Below are 23,858 nucleotides of genomic sequence, written 5' to 3'. Positions count from 1 at the left end.
TACTCTAAAGCGAGAACGCCGCATGTCGAGTCACCTCAAACTTGCGCGATGGTACCGACTTTGCTGCTGGGCCCTGGACCCGCTGATTCCTTCTAAAAACGCCACCTGTAAAAGGGCAATATACAGCGAATTATGGCAAATCACTGTGACGCACATCACAGTGCCATGGTGTACGTAGTTTGCGCTGAGCAACCAGCCGCAGTTAGCCGTCCGGATAAGGTGGCTGACGTACCGCGTCACATCGCGGTCTCACCGAAATGCACCCCGTCGGGTCGAGACACAGTGGGACCCTTGGTACGCAGGCGGAGCAGAGCCAGAAGAACTCCGTATCCACCGATCCCCGCTCAACTGCATAGAGAACTCCGGCGTTGAGGGACCTGAACTCTGTGCGGCAGGCAGGATTGACACAGCAACTAACCATGAGCCACCTCTACCGCCAAATCTAGGAGGCTTCGAAAAACAAAGCTGTGATGGAGATCACAGGGCTGCATAGGTTCGGATGCCGGAGTTGATTTGAACGGTTCGAGGGCCGCCCACGCGCCTGGTGAGCTAGATAGAATTCGCAATCTCTTGTCGCATCGGACGCTGCAAGGTTGAGGGAGCCGTGCCAGAGTGCCTCTCGTCGTGAAGATCGGCACCTTTGTCGATGATTGAATGCGCCCGGCTCCAAGCATTGCGTATCGCCCAGCCATGCAGACCTTATACTCCTGAGTTGAGGGACGAATGTCTAAGCTGAAGCTCGCGGCGCCGGCTCCTTTGTTCCCGTGATTAAAGTCATATTTGAGTAAGGTTTTAGGCCTTTAGCGCAGAGTAGAGCCAGGAGAGGCCATGAGCAGGGAAGCGTCGTTGTGGCGAGCTGAGGTGGTGACTACCAGATAGGCGGGCACTTTTCGCGGAGTGTGGCAACTGCGTACCCTGCGAACTCCCGACCGGGCCAGCCATCGTCATGGAGCACTGGTGGCTCCGTTCCGACGGCGCCATCTGGGAGCCCTGCGTCCTGACCCGCTGCGGCCGCAAACAGCGGCGAGGCCAGGGGGAAGCCCAAACACACACAGCAGAAGGATGACTAACAGGCGACTCATAGGTCGATTTGTAGCGCAGGGATGTTGCCTTGCCAGATCTGGTCTTGTGCAGGATGTCAGCATTCTGGTGTATGCTCACGTCGGCGATGAACTTCATAACGCTCGCCAAGGTGATCTTTCGCCCTATCGCTCATGCCTCTACCGTTGATGCTACGCGGTAACGCACCCGCGATAGCCAGGACACCACGCCGACTGGCAGCGGCCGCAATAGGAGTAGTCGAAATTTCCATGCCATATTTCCCGCCTTATCCAGATACTGTGCATCCTGGCACTGGAGCGCTCGTGTCTCTGGAGACAAGCACTTCATGCCAGATGGATTGGCAAAGAGAATCGGATTATAGCGATACCATGGGGAAACCTCCATCTTGTCGACCAGATGTGGCCGCACGCAATCGAATGGAAAATAATTATGACTGCGGAACATCTGCGCCCAATAGGACGGACGCCTCTCATTGATATGTCTTTCTCCCCCCTGCCCAGGCTGCGCCGCCGAAAACAGCACGATATCGCTTAGTTGGCATAAGGAACTGATCAGCTCTTCGGCCGCTGACGGGTGCAGATGCTCGGCTACTTCTAGGCATTGCGCTAAACCAAACCGTCTACCGACCACCAGCGGCTTTTCTAGATCGCAAGCGATAAACCGTTCCGGATCGATTAATAGTCGGGACTTATCGACATAGCTGCCGTCATAGCCGCACACATCACTCAGCCCCATTTCATTCCATATCGACAACCAGCCGCCCTCTCCGCAACCGACGTCAACCACGCTCGGCGGATCGATCGTTTGACGAACAATGGGCAACATGGTCCGAGCCGAAGAGCGGGCTGTCTTGTTCACCCAATCAAAGAACGTCTGATCGTAGACGTGCGCCATTCTAACTCTCCTCTTTGCGGCCTGGACAAATTACCTATTCGTCGAAATAGCTTGCTCAAAGCATCTAAATATATTTATGGAACTCGCACGAATATCGTGGAGTTGTTATCAGAGTAGATAGCTTTCCAGTTAGGCAATAACTGTAGAACAAAAACCATCGGTGAGTTTCTGGACAACAGGCAGAAATCTATGTGGTACTTGTCAAGAAGCAAGTCAGGGGCACCCTTGAGCGTAGCCCATTTTTCAAAGTCTCCGAGAACGCCCGTCTGCTCGAAGATATCGCCGCGGCCGTCAACAAAGACCGGATAATGTGGCGCTGCCCAGATTAGATAGCCGCCATAGACATAGTCGTTTAGCATCCGCCCGGAGATGTCGTGAGTGTTCATGAATTCCACCGCCTTGACAGGACTCTGTTCCTCTATTTGTCGTGTCAGATTCTGACGGTTTGGAAATGCCCAGAAAGTGATGAGCAGAGATATAGCGATCAATACTGCATTTGGCAAAGGGCGATCCTGCGTGGCGTTATACCCGTCCCAAGAGCTTGAGAGGAGACGCGATAGAATCGGCGCAACTAAGATGCCGAAAGGGAAGAGCATGCGCTGATGGCTGGCAGCCAACCAGATGCCCAGCGCAAACAACAGCAACTCATGCCAAAACAAGTTCGATTGGCGAACAATCAAGAGAAGAAAGATTGATCCAATCAGTCCCAGCAATGCGAGACCACGTGGGTCACCTAGCTGCAATGGCTGCCACTCGACGACTTGATTGAGATTGATAGGCAGGTGCAGCATCGTCTCTAAGGGGTTTAATACCTGCTTCACCCCGATGGGATTCAAGAACAGTGCCGCAAGTGACATGACCAGCGCCAACACAAGCATTCGGCGAGAGAGTGGATGCCACCGTTGCGAAACGAGCAGGCCCCACTGAAAATCGAATAGGGAACTGAAGAGGTACGCTCCGGCCACCAAGAGTCCAAGAAAGAAGGAACCATGGCAGTTCACCCAAACGGTGAACAGCGGAGGCAATCCCAGGAACCAGCGCGGATTGCGAGTTTGCCCCAGGTGTATGAGCAGTAACTCGACGACCAACAGAAGATACCCGATCATCTGCGGCCGCACGGCAAGGCCTACTGTCGCAAACAGCCAGATTGTCAGGGCACCGACGAAAGCTACTTTGGCATTTTCTGAATAGAGCCAGCATAGGCCGTACCCAGCGACGAGCAAGGCCGCGGTGAAGAGGCATAACCAGAGCATCAGGCCAGGGTAGCCGCCAAATCGATAGGCACCGTAGATGAACACCTGCGATAGCCATTCGTGCGCTGTATAGGGATGGTGATTGGTGGTGTAAGAAAATAGATCCGTGGTGGGGATTCTATGGGTTGTCCAGATGATCTCACCCATCTTCAGGTGCCACCACGTATCGGGATCATTAAAGCGCGATCGCACCGTCAACGCAGCAAGAGCAACGAGAACCCCAGCCAGCATCGCGGGGAACGAAAAGACCTTTCGCAGGGGCTGAACGCGCGTGCCCTCAATTTGCTCGATGACCAAGGGCAGGGAGTTCATACCGTTTCCATGGCAGACCTATGTGCTTCGACGATAGAAGCGTCTGCTTCAGAAAGCATGTCTGGTTCAGCGATCCGGATCAACCGATGCAGGTATGCGCGAGAGATATTCAGGCTGCGAGCCGCGAGAGTCTTGTTTCCGCGACACTCCCGAAGGGCTGTCATAGCCAGTTTGATCTTGTAATCTCGAAGCTGTCGTTCAAAGGAGTTTGACGGCTGAAAGTCAGCGATGCTAACTACGTTTTGCTCCTGAATACTGCAGGGCAGATCTTCCAACAGCAGGTGGTCGCCGCGGGAAAGGATAATGGCTCGCTGAATCACGTTCTCCAATTCACGCACGTTCCCCGGCCACACATAAGCTTGCAGCGCGGCCATCGCACTGGGCTCAACACCAACCATGGGCTTCTGGTACATATCAGAATATTGCCGCAGAAAGTGTGCAACGATCTGGGGTATGTCCTCAGGATGATCCTGAAGTGCCGGAGCATCGATGCGCATTACATTGATTCGGTAATAGAGATCCTGCCGAAAAGTACTCCGAGTTACCATGTCATCAAGGTTCTGATGGGTGGCAAATATCAAGCGAGCACGCAAAGGGATGAGACGATTACTGCCTAGCCGGCTGAATTCCCGCTGTTGAAGTACCCGAAGAAGTTTCACCTGCGTGGAGAGGCTGAGCTCACCGATTTCATCGAGAAACAGTGTTCCGTCCTCCGCCTGTTCCATGTAACCTACGCGCGTACCTACCGTGCCGGTGAAGGCACCCTTCTCATGTCCGAATAGTTCAGCCTCTATCAGGCTTTCAGGAATGGCTCCGCAGCAAACGGCCACGAAGGGCCTGGGGGATCGAATGCCCATGTTGTGAATGCCATTGGCTATCAGTTCTTTGCCGGTGCCGCTTTCGCCGGTCACGAGCACGGAGGCGTTAATATTGGCGACGCGCTGCATCAGATCATAGACTCGCTGCATATGCGGACTAGACCCGATCAATCGATGGCTGCAGTTGGTTGCTCCGAGTCGTTGCTGTACATTCTGGAGTTCCCGCTTGAGCGAGGAGCTCTCGTATGCTCGAATCAGCATTGTCTTGAGGTCGCGAATAGAGGGTGGTCTTCGACAGTAGCCGTAAGCCCCCAATCGGACAAGCTCGACGGCAGTGGAACGAAGAGCATCACTGGCTATGACGATCAATGGCACTTGAGTTGTAAGGATACGCAGTGAGCACTGCAATCCCTGCTCCAACGATTCCTGATGGGAATCCAGGTCCAGGAGTACTAAGTTGCAATCCCCGATAGACACCATGTGCTTGATTTGGTCTTCGGTTGGAGCCAGAAAGACTTCGAATTCGTTGCCCAAAGCAGATGAAAGAAGTGACTGCAGCGTGCGATCTACAGAAAATAACGCAATTTGGATCATCGATCAGGTTCTCCCCAATTCCGTGAGGTACAACCAGCCCAGAATTAATCCCAAACTTGTGGCAAAGGAGTCGTCATTTCCCAGTCGCTCTTTACCCGTTCGCCAACACAGAAACCGTCATTTGGCTTGAGCTTCGACCGGAAGTGATAACCTTTCGCTACTAAGTCGGTGAGATTATGGAAGTTAGTCGATCCCGCCTGAAATGTCGAGTTAAATCGACAGGTAACTTTGGTAATAGCGGTTCTTTTACGAGTCTTAGTCTCGATCATGTCCGGTTGGTACCTGAGTTGCTGCTTACCAGACATGATTTGGTGGCGGAAGCTAGAGCCCTTGTTATTGGCATGCGCGGTTGCCGTCAGCCGATTCGCATTTCGTAGCCACGATCTCTACGATCTGGATTCAGTGAACTTCGCTCTGGCGATGGAACGCTTCGATCCACGAGTCCACCAACCGCATCCTCCTGGATATTTCCTTTATGTAACCCTGGGCCGCGTGCTGAACTGGGCCGTTCACGACGCCAACCTCGCGCTTGTTATTTTGAGCATCGCCGCCAGTTGCGGGACGATCCTCGTAATCTACAGGCTGGCTATCGAGTGGTTTGGCCTAAGTGAGTCGCGGTTCGCGAGCATCCTGTTCTTATGCTCTCCCATAGGCTGGTTCCACGGCATCGTGGCGTTAACCTACAGCGTCGAAGCCTTCTTCTCGGCGCTTGTAGGCTATTTGTGTTGGCGCGTGAATTGCGGCAACCAGGCATGGGTCGTATCTGCGGGCATTATTTTGGGAATTTCTGCTGGGATCAGGCCTTCTTCTCTGCTGTTTCTAGGTCCGATCTATCTGTATTCACTCCGGAATGCCGGGCCGAAGAGAAGACTAGCGGGGATTGCAGCGCTCGTCGTGACGTTAACCGCGTGGGGCCTTCCGATGATCTCGGCCAGCGGCGGCTTCGCGGTATACTTCGGTGCTTTAGCCTCACTGTGGCGGATGGTTCCTTCAAAGAACACCGTATTTAACTCGTCTCCCGCCACGTCGATCGCGCGTGCCTGTACGATCGTCTTTATCTACCTGCTGAGTTTCGGTGCCGCTTCTCTCGCTGCGCTAGCCGTACTAAAACGCCGGGCTCCGGCAGACGCTGAAAAAAAGCATTTCACGATCGTCTGGGTCGCTCCAGCCCTTTGTTTCTTTACTTTTATCTTTCTCCAATTCGTCAATAGTGGGTACCTGCTGCTGCTGACAGCTCCCGCCTGCATCTGGCTGGGTTTCTGGGCATCCCAGTTGTACAGAGATTGCAGATGGGCGATGCCATTCAAGCTGGCGGTGATTGCAGCTTGTGTGACGATCAATATCCTCATCTTTCTCGAATCGCCGTTTTACTTTTCCTACCGATCGGTACGACAGTTTGAAGCGCAGCTGGAAGATATTCGGAAGATACTTCCTCAACTAGGCGCTGCAGATGAGACCTTGATCGTCAGCTTCGACTCCCATTTCCTCGGCTATCGCCATGCGGGCTACTATCTTCCCGATTATTTGAACATCGAATATCCTGAGGTAAATCTGGGGGAGGGCGCTCGGGTCTTCGCGATGCGTCATCGAGACACCCGCTTGTTTGCGGAAGTGCCGGCTACTCCGTATTCCAGGTTTGTCTTCTTTCCGCTTCCTGGCGGAGATCCTACCTACGATAAGTATCTGGCAAGCGTGAAGCGCCGGCTTCCTGATAGTCGCCTTCGCACCATCCGGGCCGGAGGACACGACTATGTCACCGGGCCGACCGCTTTACTGCCACTGTTGTTTCCAGGGTCGGTCAAGGTGCAGGAGCAGGGTGTATATCCTTCGCTTCACTCCTGGACGTCCGATGTAAACAGACGTGAACACCCGTCCGGCGAGGGGACTCCGTAGTGGCCACCCTAACATCATGAATTCAGAGGCTCACCGTTTCCCGAGGATTTGGATAGGGAATTGCTACCTACCAGTCGTTCGTCAATTTTTTGAGAGAGTCCTCGTATGCACTCCGTCGCTTGGTGGCCAACTTTGATTGTTCTTGCTGTGGCGACGTTCACGGATCTCCGCAGCCGTCGTATCCCGAATTGGCTGGTGCTTCCTTTCTTGCTAGCGGGATTTTTCGTCTCCGGTTGGCTGCACAGCTGGCACGGGATCGTGCAGAGTCTAGCAGGTCTGGGAGTGGGTGCACTGTTTTTCGGCATTCTTTGCTGGATGGGTGGCATGGGAATGGGGGATGTGAAGCTGTGTGCTGCCATCGGCGTCTGGATAGGACCGTCACAGATGCTGACGGCATTGGTGTTGACGGGCATAGCGGGTGGAGTGATCGCGGTCTGCTGGGCCATTGTTGGAGGGTTTGTCGGCGAGATGTTGAGCGGCACGGGAGAGCTTATCTTCGGCTGGAGGCAGCGCAGATTTCGTGCTCATCCAGAACTGGTTCTAAATAATCCTTCGGCGCGAAAGATGCCCTACGCGCCGGCCATTGCCATCGGTACGCTTGTCTCTTTCTTTTCCCGGTAGTGCAGATATGTCGAGTATGCGGCCATGTCAATCTCATTTCAATCAACCGGAAAACTGCAAGGCGCAGGGAGTCAGAAACCCGTGATATCGACTTATTCCAAGGACCCGGACGCGCTCACCAACAAAGTATTGTCGGTTGCATTGATTGGCGCAGAGGACCACAGGCGGAACGCTGTTGCCAAGCTCATTGCGGCGCAGGCCAGTGTAACGCGGGAGTTCTCTTCTTATCCTGAGCTTGACGATGTGCCGCGACTCCTCGAAGCGGATTATGACGTCATCATTGTTGAGCTGGACAGCAATTCCGAACATGCCCTTGACCTGGTGGAAAACATCTGCGGCAACAGTTCGGTCACCGTGATGGTCTATTCGGCTCAGTCCGATTCGGAGATGCTTGTCCGCTGCATGCGGGCAGGGGCGCGAGAGTTTCTCGTCGAGCCCATTGCGATGAGCACGATGGCTGAAGCGCTGGTACGGGCATCGGTCCGCCGGCCGGCGGTTCAACCCGCCAAGAAAACAGCGGGCAAGCTGCACGTCTTCATCGGGGCAAAAGGCGGCTCAGGGGTCACCACCATCGCGAGTAACTTCGCTGTATCTCTCGCCCGGGAGTCTAGTCAAAGCACACTTCTGATCGATCTCAATCTTCCGCTCGGTGATGCGGCGCTCGACCTGGGGATTCAAGCACAGTACTCGACCGCGAACGCCCTGCAGAATATTAACCGTCTCGATTTTCACTTCCTGTCGAAGCTGTTGATCAAGCATAGCTCCGGCTTGTTTGTGCTTGCGGCGCCGGACAAATACACCCAGGTTGAGGAGTCCAATGAGGCGGTTCGGAAACTCCTGAGTATCGCCCGACAAAACTTTGACTACGTTGTGGTTGATGCGGGATCAAGATTCGGAGCGACCGGTAAGGCTCTCTTTGAGGACGGCTCCACTGTGTACCTGATCACGCAGGTCGGCGTCTCGGAACTGCGCAATTCTAATCGCCTCATCTCAGAGTTACTCAAATCGAGCGGCGCAAAGCTCGAGATTGTGATCAACCGCTATACGTCTCGCTCTCTGGGGATCGATGAAGAAAGCATCGCGAAGGCGCTCACCATGCAGCCTCAATGGAAGATACCAAGCGACTATCCCGCCGCTCGGAGTGCCCAGAACACGGCCACTCCCCTCGCATTGAAAGATTCACCCATTTCCCGGGTGATCTTGCAGATGAGCAGAACAGCATGTGGTTTGCCAGCTAACGCGGAAAAGAAGAAGCGGTTCAATTTATTCGGATGAGAGTTCAAGGGCCAGATATTCGGGGGTGAGATCGCGTGGACCAACTAGATTTTGATAAGTTCAAAGCGGAGATACACCGCACCCTAATCTCTAAGCTGGATCTGGAGAAGCTATCGCGGGTGAACTCGGGTCAGGCGCGCCAGGCCGTTGCCGGCATGGTTAATGAAATCATCCTGGGCCAGAAGGTGCCGCTGAGCTTCTCGGAACAGGCAAAGATCGAGGCTGAGTTGCTAGACGAAGTCTTCGGCCTTGGCCCTCTCGAACCCCTGCTCGCAGATCCGACAATCTCCGACATTCTGGTGAATGATAAGAACCACGTTTTTATAGAACGGGCAGGGATGCTTCAGCAGGTGGACACCGCGTTCCGGGACGACCGGCACCTGCTGCAGATCATCGACCGCATCGTGTCACGCGTCGGGCGCAGAGTGGATGAGTCCTCACCGATGGTGGATGCGCGTTTGCCTGACGGCTCGCGCGTCAACGCCATTATTCCGCCGCTGGCGCTCGACGGTCCCGCCCTGTCCATCCGCCGTTTCGGAACGGGTCCACTGGCGGCGAATCAACTCGTCGAGTTAAAAAGCATTTCGGCGGAGATGATGGAGGTGCTGGCCGCTGCGGTCCGCGCGCGCATCAGCATCCTGATCTCCGGTGGCACGGGTGCAGGGAAGACGACCTTTTTGAACATCCTGTCGCAGTACATCCCGAAGACGGAACGCATCGTGACGATCGAAGACGCCGCAGAACTGCGGCTGGGGCTGGACAATATCGTCCGCACGGAGACACGCCCTCCGAACGTTGAAGGAAATGGAGCCGTCCGGCAACGTCAACTGCTCATCAACAGCCTGCGCATGCGTCCTGATCGCATCATCATCGGGGAGGTTCGCGGCGAAGAGGCCTTCGACATGCTCCAGGCAATGAACACTGGTCACGAAGGCTCGATGACCACAATCCACGCCAACACTCCGAGAGATGCTTTGACCAGGCTCGAATCCATGGTCGCGATGAGCAATCTCAACTTGCCGGAAAAGAGCGTGCGTCAACAAATGGTTTCCGCCATCTCGATCGTAGTTCAAGTCTCGCGCATGAGTGACGGCAGCCGCAAAGTGGTCAGCATCTCTGAAATTACGGGGATGGAAGAGAACGTCGTCAGTATGCAGGATATCTTCAGCTTCACGAGGAAAGGGGTCGGTCCCGACGGCAAGGTGATTGGTGTCTTCCAGCCAAGCCGCATTCGTCCCAAGTTCCTCGAGCGGTTGCGCATATCCGGTATCTTCCTGTCGCCTGATCTGTTCGAGCAGACGTTGGAAGTGAACTAGGAAAGGAGGCAAAAGAGATGGCGCTCATCGTCGTGTTGGTGTTCGTGAGCGTGTTCGTAGTGATCACGCTGCTGCTCGTCGCGAGCGGAACGAAGTCCTCTCAGCAGACCGAGCAGGCTCTAGCCAACCTCGATGCAGCTCTGGCTAGCAGCAGATCGGAATCCCGCGATCAGATCGTTGATATTCGTAAAAACGAGATGCTCAGTGCCATCCCATTGATCAATCGGTGGCTGCTGAAGATCGAGTTGGCGCCCCGCCTGCGCACCATTCTTTATCAGGCGGGTCTGAAATGGACGGCAGGTGGACTACTTTTTATGTCCATCACCTGCTTTGCGATCATTGCTTACCTGGTTTATCTGCGGACAGGGGTCGTCATACTTTCCATGCTCATCGGTCTACTGGCAGGTTTCGCGCCCTTGGCTTTCGTCTTTCACAAACGCAACCGGCGCTTCAATCAACTTGAACAGGAGTTACCGGAGTCTCTGGATCTGATGGTGAGTGCCCTTCGTGCGGGTCATAGCCTCGCCGCCGCGCTGCGCCTGGTAGCGTATGAGTCGCCCGAACCCATCCGTGGTGAGTTCCGGACTTGCTTCGACGAGCAGAATTACGGGCTCGAGTTAAGAACTGCCATGGAAAATCTGGTTAACCGGGTTCCTCTGCAGGATCTGAGGATTGTCGTGACAGCCATTCTGATTCAAAAGGAGAGTGGAGGCAACCTCGCCGAGGTGCTCGACAAGGCCTCCTACGTTATTCGGGAGAGGTTTCGCTTGAAGCGGCAGGTTCGTGTGCATACCGCCCAGGGACGCTTGACAGGTTGGATCCTGTCGATCCTTCCAGTGGCGCTTGGAATCGGTTTGTATCTCCTCAACCCTGCCACGATGAGCGTTTTGTGGACACGTCCTATCGGTGTCAAGCTCCTCTACGCATCGGCAGTTATGACCATCTCAGGCGCTTTGATCATTCGGAAGATCGTCAACATGGAAGTTTGAAGGTGAGTTATGGCATTCGCAGCCTTTGCATTTTTCGTTATCTTCTTGCTGATCGCGAGCGGTGGCCTGCTTTTGTTCTATCGCGAAGCCATGCTCCAGCGGATATCGTCCGTGGTGACGCCGCGCGACAAGCAGGGAGTCCTGTTGAGCACGATTCAGCAGACGAGTTCCTCATTTGGCGGAATGATGGAACATCTGGAGCGCATTTTACCGAAGAGCCAGGCAGAAGTCTCCGTTGTGCAGCAGCGTCTGATCCGTGCCGGTTACCGCAGAGACTCAGCTGTAAAACTCTTTTACGGAGCGAAGGTGTTGGTGCCACTGACGCTTGGTTTGCTGGCGCTGGCTACCGATCGCGCGCACGACAACTCTTTTTTTGTTTATGCCCTCGCATTGGGACTTGGATTCCTGGCGCCCGATTTCTGGCTGGGACGACGCATCAAGAACCGTCAAACGCTTATCCGGCGTGGTCTTCCCGATGTGCTTGACTTGTTGGTCATCTGCATCGAGGCCGGACTGAGCATGGATCAGGCGACCGCTCGCACTGTCGAGGAGTTGCGCCTGGCCCATCCGGCGATCTGCGATGAGTTGGGCATCGTCGTCCTGGAGCAACGCGCGGGACGCGCTCGTTCCGATGCCTGGAGACAGTTTGCGGAACGAACGGATGTAGAGAGTGTGCGGAACTTAGTTTCTGTACTCGTGCAGTCGGAACAACTGGGTACGAGTGTCGCCAAGACTTTGCGCGTTCATTCCGACACACTGAGAACCCAGCGCCGCCAAAAAGTGGAGGAGCAAGCGGCAAAGACCACGGTTAAGCTGGTCTTCCCGCTCGTCTTGTTTATTTTTCCCTCCCTCTTTCTCGTAACACTAGGGCCGGCAATGATCATCATGTCGGAGTCTTTTCATAAGTACTTCAACCAGTAAGAAAAGGAGAAGTTGACGTGGACAATGTAACGATTATCCGAGTTGTTTCCGGTGTGTTCTTCGTCGTCGTGCTGTTGTTTCTGATCAATCGCCGCCGCACGCGAGTGTGATGGCTCCGGGCTTCTGTTCCAGCAGAAGCCAACAACCAGACTTATACAGGTGGCATGGGGGGCGTCTTGCATCACATGCCGAGCAATGTCGTCTCCATGCCGCAAGCCTCAAACAATCTGAGTGGAAGGAATACCCGGTAGCCTGACGGTCGCCGAGGGTCGACGGATGAATAGGACATACTGCGTATATAACCAAACGCGCGAATGTTTCCTCAGCCTGAATGTCAAGGCTGCCGATACGATCTTTTCGCGCCTCAGGGGATTGATCGGAAGGCTCAAACTCAGGCCCGACGAGGGCCTGTGGGTGGTGCCTTCCCGCGGGGTTCATACGTTCGGATTGCTCTTTCCTCTCGATCTGATTTATCTCGACGAGCACCATCGGGTGATTCATCTCGTCGAATCTTTCCCTTCGTTTCGGATTGGGCCTTTGAAGACTCATGCTGAAAGTGTCCTCGAACTACCGACCCATACCATCTACTCCACGGATACCCAATCGGGTGATCAGCTCGTGATCTGCGTCGCCGAAGAGATGGAGCAGCGGTTGAAGGCCTCTGAAGCAGTGCACAGTAACGGGCAACTGGATTGAGCAGATGACAGACGACGTGGGATGGACCACATGAAGCCAGTGACGAGTTGGTTCGAGCGGTTATTAGGTCGAGAACGACGCAAGGCTGGGCGAAGGAAACCGGCCCGCCTGATCGCGCACTATTGGGATGGTGCGGCTCCGATGGGCCGTGACATCCGGGATATCAGCCCGACCGGACTCTATCTGCTGACTGAGCAGCGCTGGTATCCCGGCACGCTGGTCACGATGTCTCTGACGCGGGCCGGCGCCCCCGACACTGATCCCGATCGTTCCGTTAGGGTGAACGCTAAGGTCGTCCGCTCGGACGAAGATGGAGTCGGCCTCGCATTTGTCATGCCCGTGAGGCGAGCCACCAACGCTGCACCGGGTGTTCTCCTCGATTGCGCGGATCAAAAGACGTTCACGAGATTCCTGGAGCGGCTCCAGGCGACCGCAGGACAGTCGCTCATCGAGTACGCCCTCTTGTTGCCCATCGTTTTCCTGTTGATCGTCAACGTCGTCAACTTCGCAGGGTTCTTCTACGCCTGGATCACGGTAGCCAATGCCGCGCGTGCCGGAGCAGACTACGCAGTTCTGGGTGGAGCTTCTGTGGGCGGTTTCGGGCGGGCATTGCCAACCGTGGGCAACATCACGTCGATGATTACGCAGGACATCTCATCGCTTCCCAATCGAGCAAGCCTCCAGGTAAATGTCTGTCAGAACCGCCAGGGAGCGCTTGATCCAGCTGGTTGTACCGGTGCCGCTGCTGATCCCGAGAGCCCCTATGCCCTGATCACCATCGACGTGACCTACACCTACGTTCCGTTCATCCCCGCAGGATTTAGCTTCCCCAGTCTCAACGTCTATGCAACCATTCCGCCCACTACGATCCACCGTCGAGCCGTGATGAGGATGATCCAATGAGACTCCGCGACATCCAGCGTTGCAGATCGGACCGAGGCAGTACCTTGATCGAATTCGGCCTCATCGCCCTCATGTTCATGATCATGCTTGTGAGTGTCGTTGAGTTATCCCGCATGATGCTGGTGTTCAACACTGTGGCAAACTCGGCGCGGGCCGGCGCAAGGTACGCCATCGTTCACGGCGCAGATCGAACAGGCGCAGGCGTCAACGGGCCGAGCGGTCCGGGAAACACCACACAGGTAGAGACAGTCGTTCAGAACTTCGCCAAAGCCGGCTTGCTCACCACCGGCAATCTCACCATCACGGTCGCTTACCCGAACGGCAACAATAACGCTGGGTCCCCCGTTACGGTCACCGTGTCGTATCCGTACGATCCGCTTATTCCGTACTTCTCGATGTTAAGCAGAACGGTCGCAAGTACCACCGAGGGAGTGATCACGTTTTGAGGAGGTTTGCCATGCGATTCAAAGAAGAAGATGGTCAGGCGATCTTGATAGTGGCGCTTGCCATGAGCATCTTTCTGATCGGTGCCGTTGGGCTGGCCGTCGATGGCGCACATCTTTACTCGCAGCGGCAGATGGCGCAGTCTGCCGCAGACGCCGCCGCTCAAGCCGCTATGATGAGCATCAAAGACGCCACCAGCGGCGCCGGTGCCAACAGCTTTGTCTCGACCCCGGGAAGCTCCTTCACCTGCGGTACCACCGATGCGAGGACCCCGTGCCTCTATGCGAAGCAGAACGGATTCGGCGGCTCTGCAAGCGACACGGTGACGATCGACTTTCCCACGCCCCCCGCCACGGCGGCTCCCGGAGTCAACTTCTCATCGGCCTTTCCCACCGTCCTCGTCCGTGCCACGGTACAGCGAAATGTGGACGCCACCTTGATCCGGATGGTGGGTGCCGGCGCCACCACCACGGTGACGGCAAGGGCCATGGCGGCGATCGTGGATGTATTTTCGCCGGTTCCCATTCTCGTCAACCACCCGACATTGCCGGGTTCGTTCCATACAAACGGCGGTGTTGATGTCCAGATCTTCGGAGGACCAAGCAGAAGCGTCGAGGTGAACTCCAGCTCCAGTACAGCAGTTACCACCGCGGGCAGCGGAACCGTCGATCTCTCCCACGCCGGGCCAACCTCAAACGGTGCGGATTTTGGGGTGTGGGGCGGCCCCTCACCTAATCCGTCATTTATTTTTCTTCCCGGCACCCTCCCCGGACACTATGTACCCGGTGCTTCGTGGATGCAGGATCCTCTCAAGGATGTCGATCCGCCGGATCCCGCCACACTGACACTGCCAGATGCGCCGCTTCCGGTAACGCTCGACGCGAGCCAGAGTCTTGGCCCGATCACATGCCCGGCATCCGCTGGACCGCATGGCTGCACAGTCTTATCTCCAGGTGTGTATAAGGATGGGTTCACTACTCTTAAGAACACCACTGCACTCTTCAAGCCAGGGATCTACTACATCCGGGGTGGAGGTTTCAAATGCCAAGCCGGTTGCAGTGCATCCATGGTTACGGGAACTGCCGATCCCTCCCCTCCCGATGGGACCGGCACGGGATGGGATGGGACTGAGGCGGGGGGTGGAATGCTCGTCTACAACACTGGACCAACAGGAGACCCCACTAACGCTGACACCTTCGAGCTCGGTGCCAATGGCTCGATCAATCTGATCGGCTCTCCAAGCAGCTCCGCGTACCAAGGGATCTTGTTCTTCCAGGATCGGGCTTCGGATGCGCACACGGGTAACCAAGCGCATAAGCTCGGTGGTGGCGGTGACCTCACTCTCATAGGGACCCTCTATCTAACGAACACACGGGCCACGATGCTGGGCGACACGAACCACTATCAGGAGGTGCAACTCCAGGGCAATCCGGGAAGCGCCACTAACATCACCGGCGAGATCATCGTGGATGTGCTGGGCCTGGGAGGCAACGCAGGCATCACCATGACCCTCAGTCCGGTACCCAGCGTCTTCATCAGTCAAGTTGCGCTGGTTAACTAATAGTCCGTCCGTAGTGGGTGAGACACTTTTGACGTGTCAAGCCCCAGGCAACGAATCCCCGCGCCAATCAAGGAGATTCGCTGCGCAGTAATTTCCGCCAATCTGCTATAGAGTATGGTTCCATAGATCGAAAACGAGAAAAGCCTCCAGTCACCCTGGGGGCTTTTCATTTCTTAAGGACGCAATATAAGACCTTTGTGGTGAATGACTTGCGTTCAAGTCATGTAGAATGAATACTTTGCCATGGAGTACGACCATAACTAACGTATAATGAATACTTTGCGCAAGAAGTGGGAGGGGCCCCAAGGCCGTCACTGAACCTCTTCAGGAATGATCAGTAGCACCTCGACGGCAGTAAGGTTTCCGTTTTGCCGAGCGGCTCTGAACTGCCACTGTTGGAGCGCGTCAAGCAGAAACTTTGCCTGCGCAAACTGAGTAGGGAAGACGAGTGCCAGACGCTCGAACCGGCCGGCCAGGTTCACAAAGCCGTGAACCATGATCGCCTCCGAAGTGTAGTCGTCCGCCACGAGGTTAGGCCGCAGGATGTCGTACGGCCACGGTGCCTCCGGTCGAGTGACGTTTCCAGACGCCGCAGCCTCCTCGGAGCGGGGCACCGTGTACTGAAGAATCCAGTTCTTCCCCAGACCAATGTGTAAGTACACCGTGTAGACCAGCCTGCCACTCCAGACTCCGACCGTCTCCGGATACTGTTCTGCCAGAGAAGATCCCACGACGACGACTCCAAACTGACCGTCCTTCGGCAGGGTGATGTGGACGACAGACGCTTCCCCGCCGACAATCCCGCCGGAGACAGAGCCCTGGTCGGCACCGGACTTCCCTCCGGTCTCCGATCCGGATCCGGGCCCTGATCCTGCAGCCGCAGTGTTTTTCTGTTCCCCTGAGCCGTCGCCAGCGCCAACGCCATTTTGTTTCGCGGCGGGATTGCCGTTGCCGCTCCCTGAGGTATTCTCCGCTCGCGGGGAGACCAGAGACGTTGACGTTTCAGCCTTCGAGCCCTGATTGACGACCGGTATCACGACTGGGCCCTCCGATTGAACGTCAGAGAGTGACAGTACCCGTGCAGGAGTGGGTTGCTGGAGCTGCGCCGCAGCGGTCTCCGGGACCTGCTGGACTGGCTCGGGTCCGCGAACGACCAGGGGAGAGGTGCTTGAGGGCATCGTCGGAGTCTGGGAAGGGAAGCGGGTAGCCGAGATATTAAGGTCCGCCAGCTCCGGCTCGCGATTCGGCTTGACGAACGAAGGTCGCACATTGGTTACGGTGGCCTCTTGCGGAGGCGGCGGGACGATCGTCTTATTGGGAGAGTTCTCAGGAGACCACATCACGATGAGTGGGACGGGGGTCTCTTGCGGGAGCAGGAGATCCGGAGGCGCGTCCGGCTGCACGAGAACTCGAGGCTGAGAGAGCAGTTGAGCCAGCTGCTCCGGAATTGCGGGCGGCGCTGCCGGAGCTCCTCCCGGCGCGAGGTCGTGCGATGCGGATTGTGTCGTCGGTTGCGTGTCGCCACTGTTGCTCGCACGTCGCCTCTGCGTCTCAATCCGGGGCGCATTCAAAAGTCGAACGGTATAGCGTTCGATGACAGATGGTTCAATGCGGGGACTATGCCTGAGAGCCATGACGAGCAAGCCGAATGCGACGCCGTGAATCAGGATCGAAACCAGGAACGAAGATGGGGTGGTGCGCGGGGGAGGCTGCTCTGAAAAGAGCGTAACGATGTTGGAAGACTTCATGAACAGCCCCGGCCTCCTGTAATTTACGCATCCCACGGCTGCAATTCGCAGACCAACCTACATGCCTGTAAGTCGATGCAAATTATCGAGTAACACGTGAAACGTGTCTACACGGCTACACCAGAGAGCGAGCTTGGTATACAAGGGTTCACACTTCTCTTACCGTCATCCCCTAAATCCCTGATTTGTCGTTACAACGGCCTGCCACTTCTTTGGCACAGGAATTGCCATCTGGTGTAGCGAAGGTAGAGCCGAAGTAGAGCCGGCTCAAATAGGTCCGCGAATGAATAAGAGAGTCCTGGTCATCCTTCTGAGCGCTTTTGTCATTGCAACTGCCTGTAGCTATCTCGTCTACCGTGTGGTTGGCAGGCGCCTGATGGCAACGCAGCGGAAGAACACGTCTGTAATTGTGGCGGCCGCCGACATCAAGCTCGGCAGTGTTCTGCGCGATGTCGATCTGGCAACCTCCGAAATTGCAGGCCCCGTACCTAAGGGAGCGATTCTCGATCGCAAGCAGGCCGTCGGTCGTGGCGTGATCTCGAACCTCTACCAGGACGAGCCGATTCTCGAGAACCGCCTGGCGGCACCCGGTTCTGGTGGCGGCCTGGCTGCGATGATTAGTCAGGGCATGAGAGCTTGTGCAGTCAAGGTCGACGAGGTCGTGGGTGTTGCTGGATTTGCAACTCCAGGAATGCGAGTGGATGTTTTGATCTCGGGTAATCCGCCGGGAGCCACCAACACGACTGAGGGAACAAAGGTAAAGACTCTTCTCCAGAACATAGAAGTCCTATCTGCAGGCACAGATATCCAGAAGGACGAGGAAGGCAAGCCGAAGCAGGTGCAGGTAGTCAATCTATTGGTGACTCCCGAGCAAGCTGAAGCTCTGAGCCTGGCCAGTAATCAGACGCGCATTCAGCTCGTCTTGAGAAATCCGCTGGACACCAAGATTGCCGAGCCTCCAGGGACCGCAGTGGCCAACCTCTTCGCCGACAAGAATGCCGCGCCTCCGAAGCCTCGATCCACAGGGACGCCTCATCCTGCTCCCAAGCCAGCAGCTCACGTCTTTTTGATCCAGGTATTCAACGGATCGAAGCGGAGTGAAGAAAAATTTGTCTCGAGTGAGGGGAAATAGTGAGACCGAATCCGGGCATCACGATTGTTTGTCTCTGGGCCGCGTTTTTTGCAACTTGGGCGGGCCCAATACTTCAGGCTCAGACATCGGGCTCTCTTCCCCAGTCGACCGGCGGGGCCAACATTCAAGACTCGGCGAATGACCTGGTCGTGGCGGTCGGCAAATCAGTTCTGGTCGATTGTGCCCGGCCGGTTGAGCGGGTCGCGGTTGGCTCAGGCGATCTCGCCGAGGCCACCGCTGTCAGCCCCTCCGAGATCATGATCAACGGCAAGGCGCCTGGCGAAACAACTCTCATCGTTTGGCAGGTCGGAGGAGGCCGGCAGTTCTTCAATGTGAAAGTCCGTGCAAGCAATCCGGCTGCGAACGATCGCCTGGAGGCACTGCGCCGCGAGTTGAGAACGGAGTTTCCCGGTCAGCCGTTGCATGTCAGCGCTGAAGGAGGTTCCGTCTTCCTTCGTGGTACGGTCAAGGACCTTGAAAGCTCAGATCGCGCCGTTCAGATCGCCTCTACCGCGGGCAAAGTGGTCAATCTCCTGTACGTCAACGTCCCTCCCCCCGAACCCCAGATTCTTTTGAAGGTGCGCTTCGCGAGCCTCGATCGGAATTTGAACAAACAGCTCGCCATCAATATCTTCAGCACAGGCGCGGCAAATACCATCGGATCAATCACCACACAACAGTTTTCTCCGCCGAGCCTTGCAGGCACTGGAACGTCGACAGATCCTAGCAGGTTCACGTTATCGAATCTACTGAACATCTTTATCTTCCGGCCGGATATCAATCTCGGTGCGACGATTCAGGCTCTGCAGACTAACGGAATCCTTCAGATTCTCGCCGAGCCCAACCTGCTGGTGGCCAATGGCAAACAGGGAAGCTTTCTCGCCGGCGGCGAATATCCTTACCCTGTAGTCCAGGGCGTTGGCGGGGGCGCGGGCGGGAACACGGCAATTTCGATCCAATTCAAGGAGTTTGGTGTTCGCCTCAACTTCATCCCGACTATCACTCCCCGCAATACCATTCGTCTTCAGGTTGCCCCGGAGGTCAGCAACCTCGACTTTACAAATGGCCTGACGATTTCGGGATTCACGGTTCCATCCCTTGCCAGCCGAAAGGTGAATACCGAAGTGGAGCTGAGTGAGGGCCAGAGCTTCGCTATCGGCGGATTGCTCGACAATCGAGAGACCAAGAATCTCTCCAAGATTCCATTCATCGGAGATGTTCCCGTGCTGGGTAAGTTGTTCCAGTCGATGTCCAAGATCCGAACTAACACTGAACTCGTTGTGATTGTGACGCCGGAGATCGTAGCTCCCATACCGGCTGGTGTGGCTCCGCCTGAGGTGAAATATCCAGATGAGTTTCTTCCGCCTAACTCCGGCCCCCTGACTAACCCGGGCGCAAATGTTACGGGCGCCAAACCGTTGCCTGCTCCACCAGCAACGATGCCAGTCGAGCAGTTGGTTCAGAGCATGCAGTCTGAGCAGCCGCTGAATACCACTAGCATTTCTCCCGGAACAATCTATACTGTTCCCGCTGCTGGCATGGGTGCGGGTACGACACACCCCGGTCCCACGCCTCCGTAAGGATCGAGTTCGAGCCATGAATCTGACGCGTTGGATATTGGATCATCTGGTTCAACCTCGTTCGGCGAAGCCGGAGGTGTGCCTGAGGATCTCAAATCTGACTCGGCAGTCTGAACTCGCCCACTGCGTAGATGTAGCCGACAGCGGCGCTAAACGCAGAAAGGGGCTCCTGGGTCGCAAGATGCTCTCTCCGGGAGAGGGGCTGTGGATCGTTCCCTGCGAAGCCGTCCATACGTTCGGAATGCAGTTTCCGATTGACCTCGTCTATCTGGATCGCAACAAGAGGGTGAAAAAGGTCAGACATAGTGTGCCGCCCAGCAGACTGTCGGCCTGTCTCTCCGCGCACTCAGTGCTCGAGCTTGCGGCCGGCTCGATCTCGAGGACGCAGACGAAACCGGGGGACAAGCTCGAATTTACCGCATCCCTTCCAGCGAGTGATCGAGCGAGCAGTTCTCATGCGTCCCAGGGCGCTCACAGTCGTAGATCGTAAGAGATCGCCGGGATCATAACTCATAGGACAGCTCATCACACAGTTATTCCAGACCTGGAAGCTGTATAAGCTGTATACGTAACGTACCTTTCCGGATGTGCTTTGTATACAGGCGTTCACATCTTCTACGGAATAGTTTCTTGTAAGTGACTCACTTAGAAGAACAAGAAGATACAACTAAAGTGGAATCCCGCTTGCTTCATAAGAGAATGTCCAGTCACAGGCTGGAGATTATCAATTCATGGAGAGTGAAATGAAAGATCAACTGTGGATGTTGTCCATCAAGATCCAGAACCTGCTGAAGCGCGAAGAGGGTCAGGATCTCATCGAGTATGCACTCGTGGTTGCGCTGGTTGCCTTTGCGGCGACGGCCGGCATGAACTCGTTGGCAACTGGCATCAACAAAGCGTTCGGCGGCATCGCCAACACGCTCAACGGTTACATACCAGCCCCCTAATCCATGCCAGAGATGGCAGGGTAAACGGAAACCGGCTCGATCTTTTCCTCGGCGGGGAGATGCGCATGGCAGCCCAGGTTGTTCCTGCGTACTCTCCCTTGCAAAGTACCGAACCTGGATGGTGTCCCAAATGCTTCTCTCGGTCGTGATTCCGGTGCTGAACGAAGCAGAGACCATACCGTTGATGCTGGAGCGTCTTCGCGGGGCGCTTCGCGGACGGACGTGGGAAGTCCTCTTCGTGGATGACGGCAGCACGGATGCAACACCAGACATTCTTGAACAAGCTGCGTTCGCCGACCAGCGCGTGAAACTGCTCCGCTTCACCCGAAACTTTGGCCATCAGGCGGCCGTGACAGCGGGCCTGGATTTTGCCAATGGAGATGCTGTCGTCGTCATGGACGCGGACCTGCAGGACCCGCCGGAGTTATTACCGCGCATGCTTGCCCTCTTCGAGGAGGGCTACGACGTGGTATCGCCTCAAAGAGTGTCTCGCGAAGCAGAGACCATGTTCAAGCGGTGGACATCAGCATTGTTCTATCGGACCTTGTCACGCATCGCGGATCGTCCGATTACGCCTGATGTCGGTGACTTCCGCTTGTTCAGCCGCAGGGCAGTCATTGCGATTCGCTCTCTCCGTGAACAGCATCGCTATATGCGCGGCATGGTCGCCTGGCTTGGTATGAAGGAAGCGATACTGCCTTTCGAGCGCCGTGCCCGTGCTGCCGGCAAGACGAACTATCCTCTTCTAAGGATGCTGCGGTTCGGCTGGACCGCGATCTCTTCCTTTTCGGCGTTCCCCCTGCGCATCAGCATAGCGGCAGGTTGCATCCTCAGTGGCGCCGGATTCCTATACCTTTTGCGCGTTGTGTACATGGCGCTTTGGACTACGACCCTTGTCCCCGGATGGGCCTCGGTCGTCGCGCTGCAGTGCGCCTTCTCGGGGATGATCTTGCTGGCGCTTGGCGGCATCGGCGACTACCTCGCCAGAACGTATGAAGAAGCGAAACAGAGGCCTCTTTATGTCGTGACGGAGGTCTGTAACATTGCGACGCCCCAGCGATCATTGCCGCGCGCCGTCATTCTGGCGAATCAGGTAACCCCTGCGCCGATCTCGATCGACGAATTTGAGAGACCTCGCCGTATCGCGGAAGAAATTCCTTCGTATGAACCGCTGGCTCGCGCTCGGGGATAAATGGCCGATATGCGAATTGCGGAAGCGGTAGAATCAGGTCAACTCACCTCAACGGACTCCTCATCAGGAGCCAATTCCTTCGGCGACAAGGCAAATCAGGTACAAAGCAGCTACAGGCGGGGGTATGTTGAATACCTTATCTTCACGCTTTGTGCCTCCCTTTATTTGCTTCCATTCATGCGGATTCTCCTGGAAGCGACAGATGAGGGAACCCTCATCAACGGCGCAGTGAGAATAGTTCATGGGCAGGTATTTGCGCGTGATTTTCTTGAGGCCATGGGGCCAGGAACATTTTTTTGGCTGGGTGCCTTCTTTAAGCTGTTTGGCGTCACATTTATAGCGACTCGCATATGCCTGTTCATCACGTCTCTTGGGACAGGCTTATTGGTCTATTTTTTATCGCGAAGAGTTTGTCCTAGATACCAACAGCTGCCCTGCATCATCCTTGTGGGTACGTATTTCAGCGTGCTGTGGCCCACTATCAGCCACCACGTCGATAGCAACTTCTTCGCACTCGCGTCGGTAGCGTGCATGGTTCTTTGGCGGCAGAGGCGCAGTGGCATTCTATTGATTGCCGCAGGTATGTTGGCTGGAGTAACGACGAGCGTTCATCAGCCCAAGGGTGGGCTGCTGTTAGTCGCTATTTTGCTTTGGCTCTGGATGCGGCGTCAAAAAGGCGCTGCGCCGATGGCTGCGCTGGGCCTGGTAACCGCAGGTTATTGTGGCGTTATCGGCATCGTCTTGCTTTATTTCTTGAGCCGAGGCGCGCTCCGGGATCTGGTCTATGTGACAATCGTTTGGCCATACGGGCATTATGGCCCAACGAACGTTGTTCCTTATGCGCAGGGTCTGGCTATCTATTGGGATCGTTTGGTAGCAAAGAGTGGCTTCAATTGGTCTACAGGAATGGCTTCCGTGTTGATAACTCCATTTCTGTTTGTAGCGGCACTGCCTGTATTGCTGCCTATCCTGGCTGCCCGATCCAAATGGAACGCCATGAGACCAGAAGTTGCACTCTACTGGTTGTGTGGGTGGGCGTTGTGGCTGTCGGAGATACATCGCAAGGATATCTGGCATCTCGTGTTTGGGTCGCCACTGCTGATCATTGTAGGTGTGTATCTTCTGATGGAACGCCGTGAGAAAGTTGCAGATCTAGCACTACAGCTTCTCTTAATAAGCGCAGGCTGCCTGGCGTGCTTCAATCTGTTTCTGGCACTCACCGCACATCCTTTGACGACGCGAGTAGGTACGGTAGCCGTGTTCAAAGATGATCCAGTGCTTACATTCTTAGATGAGCATGTAGCTCCAGGCGAGGAGATCTTTGCGTATCCATATTGCCCGATGTATTACTTCCTCTCTTCCACTGTGAATCCAACGCACTACAGTATTCTTTTCTACAACTACAACATTAGCTCCCAGTTTGAAGAGGTCGTCCGAACCCTGGAGCAGCATCGGGTGAAATATGTGATTTGGGACACAGGTTTCGAAGCCAGAGCCGCCAGCACTTTCTTCCCTGAGGCGAAACGCACAAATCCTCATGACTACATCCTTGAGCCTTATCTCGAATCCCACTATAGGGTAGTGAAAGCTGTGAACGGAATCCGCATCATGGAACGAAAGAGCGAAGGCCATCCAGACTACAAATAGATTTCACTATTCGCTTAGCTTAGAGATTTCGGTCGTCGCGACAAATTGGTCTGCCAGTTC

At 55.5% G+C, this 23,858-nt stretch carries 20 protein-coding genes; 16 read left to right on the top strand and 4 right to left on the bottom strand.

Annotated features, from left to right (window positions below; translation table 11 throughout):
* Positions 1-1,212 precede the first annotated feature (1,212 nt).
* The 3 genes from Q363_RS32995 to Q363_RS32985 form a co-directional block, all read right to left on the bottom strand.
* On the bottom strand, positions 1,213-1,956 hold the full coding sequence (locus tag Q363_RS32995) for a class I SAM-dependent methyltransferase (protein ID WP_035359045.1): 744 nt from the start codon (positions 1,954-1,956) through the stop codon (positions 1,213-1,215).
* A gap of 74 nt (positions 1,957-2,030) precedes the next feature.
* Positions 2,031-3,521, bottom strand: a complete 1,491-nt coding sequence (locus Q363_RS32990) for a hypothetical protein (protein ID WP_035359044.1) — start codon at positions 3,519-3,521, stop codon at positions 2,031-2,033.
* Complete coding sequence (locus tag Q363_RS32985) at positions 3,518-4,933, bottom strand: sigma-54 dependent transcriptional regulator (RefSeq protein WP_051979665.1); 1,416 nt, start codon at positions 4,931-4,933, stop codon at positions 3,518-3,520. Before Q363_RS32985 ends, Q363_RS32990 begins: the two co-directional genes overlap by 4 nt.
* A 402-nt stretch (positions 4,934-5,335) precedes the next feature.
* On the opposite strand from Q363_RS32985, the gene Q363_RS32980 reads away from it, so the two are divergent.
* The 10 genes from Q363_RS32980 (at position 5,336) to Q363_RS32935 (ending at position 15,552) form a co-directional block, all read left to right on the top strand.
* Positions 5,336-6,826: a protein O-mannosyl-transferase family gene (locus tag Q363_RS32980; RefSeq protein WP_245632638.1), complete on the top strand. Its 1,491-nt coding sequence runs from the start codon at positions 5,336-5,338 to the stop codon at positions 6,824-6,826.
* Between the two features lie 132 nt (positions 6,827-6,958).
* Positions 6,959-7,447 carry an A24 family peptidase gene (locus Q363_RS32975; RefSeq protein ID WP_245632637.1) on the top strand — a complete coding sequence of 163 codons (489 nt, stop codon included), beginning with the start codon at positions 6,959-6,961 and terminating at the stop codon, positions 7,445-7,447.
* Between the two features lie 81 nt (positions 7,448-7,528).
* Positions 7,529-8,722 (top strand): CpaE/TadZ family protein, encoded by a 1,194-nt coding sequence (locus tag Q363_RS32970; RefSeq protein ID WP_245632636.1) that lies wholly within the window; start codon positions 7,529-7,531, stop codon positions 8,720-8,722.
* A 35-nt stretch (positions 8,723-8,757) separates the two neighbouring features.
* Entirely contained in the window at positions 8,758-10,038 is a 1,281-nt protein-coding gene (locus Q363_RS32965) for a TadA family conjugal transfer-associated ATPase (protein ID WP_035359042.1), read from the top strand.
* A gap of 17 nt (positions 10,039-10,055) precedes the next feature.
* The gene (locus tag Q363_RS32960; RefSeq protein ID WP_035359041.1) at positions 10,056-11,027 is read left to right on the top strand and encodes a type II secretion system F family protein; all 972 of its coding nucleotides are present in this window, start codon (positions 10,056-10,058) and stop codon (positions 11,025-11,027) included.
* 9 nt (positions 11,028-11,036) lie between these two features.
* Positions 11,037-11,948 (top strand): type II secretion system F family protein, encoded by a 912-nt coding sequence (locus Q363_RS32955; RefSeq protein WP_035359040.1) that lies wholly within the window; start codon positions 11,037-11,039, stop codon positions 11,946-11,948.
* A 276-nt stretch (positions 11,949-12,224) separates the two neighbouring features.
* Positions 12,225-12,644, top strand: coding sequence for a DUF192 domain-containing protein (locus Q363_RS32950; protein ID WP_084081005.1), 420 nt, complete (start codon positions 12,225-12,227; stop codon positions 12,642-12,644).
* 30 nt (positions 12,645-12,674) lie between these two features.
* Positions 12,675-13,547 carry a TadE/TadG family type IV pilus assembly protein gene (locus tag Q363_RS32945; RefSeq protein WP_169747233.1) on the top strand — a complete coding sequence of 291 codons (873 nt, stop codon included), beginning with the start codon at positions 12,675-12,677 and terminating at the stop codon, positions 13,545-13,547.
* Positions 13,544-13,993, top strand: coding sequence for a TadE/TadG family type IV pilus assembly protein (locus Q363_RS37225; RefSeq protein WP_051979664.1), 450 nt, complete (start codon positions 13,544-13,546; stop codon positions 13,991-13,993). The genes Q363_RS32945 and Q363_RS37225 overlap by 4 nt, the downstream gene beginning before the upstream one ends.
* An 11-nt stretch (positions 13,994-14,004) precedes the next feature.
* The gene (locus tag Q363_RS32935) at positions 14,005-15,552 is read left to right on the top strand and encodes a pilus assembly protein TadG-related protein (protein WP_035359038.1); all 1,548 of its coding nucleotides are present in this window, start codon (positions 14,005-14,007) and stop codon (positions 15,550-15,552) included.
* A gap of 311 nt (positions 15,553-15,863) precedes the next feature.
* Here the strand turns inward: Q363_RS32935 and Q363_RS32930 are convergent, their stop codons facing one another.
* Positions 15,864-17,300: a hypothetical protein gene (locus tag Q363_RS32930; protein WP_035359037.1), complete on the bottom strand. Its 1,437-nt coding sequence runs from the start codon at positions 17,298-17,300 to the stop codon at positions 15,864-15,866.
* A 283-nt stretch (positions 17,301-17,583) separates the two neighbouring features.
* Here Q363_RS32930 and cpaB point away from each other — a divergent pair, with 283 nt between their 5' ends.
* The 6 genes from cpaB (at position 17,584) to Q363_RS32900 (ending at position 23,798) form a co-directional block, all read left to right on the top strand.
* Entirely contained in the window at positions 17,584-18,432 is an 849-nt protein-coding gene (cpaB, locus tag Q363_RS32925) for a Flp pilus assembly protein CpaB (RefSeq protein ID WP_035359036.1), read from the top strand.
* The gene (locus Q363_RS32920) at positions 18,432-20,012 is read left to right on the top strand and encodes a pilus assembly protein N-terminal domain-containing protein (protein ID WP_245632635.1); all 1,581 of its coding nucleotides are present in this window, start codon (positions 18,432-18,434) and stop codon (positions 20,010-20,012) included. The genes cpaB and Q363_RS32920 overlap by 1 nt, the downstream gene beginning before the upstream one ends.
* 16 nt (positions 20,013-20,028) lie before the next feature.
* Positions 20,029-20,502, top strand: coding sequence for a DUF192 domain-containing protein (locus Q363_RS32915; RefSeq protein ID WP_084081003.1), 474 nt, complete (start codon positions 20,029-20,031; stop codon positions 20,500-20,502).
* A 253-nt stretch (positions 20,503-20,755) separates the two neighbouring features.
* Complete coding sequence (locus tag Q363_RS32910) at positions 20,756-20,959, top strand: Flp family type IVb pilin (RefSeq protein ID WP_035359035.1); 204 nt, start codon at positions 20,756-20,758, stop codon at positions 20,957-20,959.
* Between the two features lie 130 nt (positions 20,960-21,089).
* Positions 21,090-22,151 carry a glycosyltransferase family 2 protein gene (locus Q363_RS32905; RefSeq protein WP_064742771.1) on the top strand — a complete coding sequence of 354 codons (1,062 nt, stop codon included), beginning with the start codon at positions 21,090-21,092 and terminating at the stop codon, positions 22,149-22,151.
* Positions 22,152-23,798 (top strand): ArnT family glycosyltransferase, encoded by a 1,647-nt coding sequence (locus Q363_RS32900; RefSeq protein ID WP_035359034.1) that lies wholly within the window; start codon positions 22,152-22,154, stop codon positions 23,796-23,798. It begins immediately after the preceding gene.
* Positions 23,799-23,858 lie beyond the last annotated feature (60 nt).

The organism is Edaphobacter aggregans DSM 19364 (genome assembly GCF_000745965.1).
Lineage (GTDB): Bacteria > Acidobacteriota > Terriglobia > Terriglobales > Acidobacteriaceae > Edaphobacter > Edaphobacter aggregans.
Note: the sequence above shows the minus strand (reverse complement) of the source record. Positions and strands in the feature narration are given on the sequence as shown.

Bases quoted from the DNA above. Each gene is read 5' to 3' on its own strand.
- Q363_RS32995 (WP_035359045.1), bottom strand. From the start codon at position 1,956: ATGGCGCACGTCTACGATCAGACGTTCTTTGATTGGGTGAACAAGACA.
- Q363_RS32990 (WP_035359044.1), bottom strand. From the start codon at position 3,521: ATGAACTCCCTGCCCTTGGTCATCGAGCAAATTGAGGGCACGCGCGTT.
- Q363_RS32985 (WP_051979665.1), bottom strand. From the start codon at position 4,933: ATGATCCAAATTGCGTTATTTTCTGTAGATCGCACGCTGCAGTCACTT.
- Q363_RS32960 (WP_035359041.1), top strand. From the start codon at position 10,056: ATGGCGCTCATCGTCGTGTTGGTGTTCGTGAGCGTGTTCGTAGTGATC.
- Q363_RS32955 (WP_035359040.1), top strand. From the start codon at position 11,037: ATGGCATTCGCAGCCTTTGCATTTTTCGTTATCTTCTTGCTGATCGCG.
- Q363_RS32950 (WP_084081005.1), top strand. From the start codon at position 12,225: ATGAATAGGACATACTGCGTATATAACCAAACGCGCGAATGTTTCCTC.
- Q363_RS32945 (WP_169747233.1), top strand. From the start codon at position 12,675: ATGAAGCCAGTGACGAGTTGGTTCGAGCGGTTATTAGGTCGAGAACGA.
- Q363_RS37225 (WP_051979664.1), top strand. From the start codon at position 13,544: ATGAGACTCCGCGACATCCAGCGTTGCAGATCGGACCGAGGCAGTACC.
- Q363_RS32935 (WP_035359038.1), top strand. From the start codon at position 14,005: ATGCGATTCAAAGAAGAAGATGGTCAGGCGATCTTGATAGTGGCGCTT.
- Q363_RS32930 (WP_035359037.1), bottom strand. From the start codon at position 17,300: ATGAAGTCTTCCAACATCGTTACGCTCTTTTCAGAGCAGCCTCCCCCG.
- cpaB (WP_035359036.1), top strand. From the start codon at position 17,584: ATGAATAAGAGAGTCCTGGTCATCCTTCTGAGCGCTTTTGTCATTGCA.
- Q363_RS32915 (WP_084081003.1), top strand. From the start codon at position 20,029: ATGAATCTGACGCGTTGGATATTGGATCATCTGGTTCAACCTCGTTCG.
- Q363_RS32910 (WP_035359035.1), top strand. From the start codon at position 20,756: ATGAAAGATCAACTGTGGATGTTGTCCATCAAGATCCAGAACCTGCTG.
- Q363_RS32905 (WP_064742771.1), top strand. From the start codon at position 21,090: ATGCTTCTCTCGGTCGTGATTCCGGTGCTGAACGAAGCAGAGACCATA.
- Q363_RS32900 (WP_035359034.1), top strand. From the start codon at position 22,152: ATGGCCGATATGCGAATTGCGGAAGCGGTAGAATCAGGTCAACTCACC.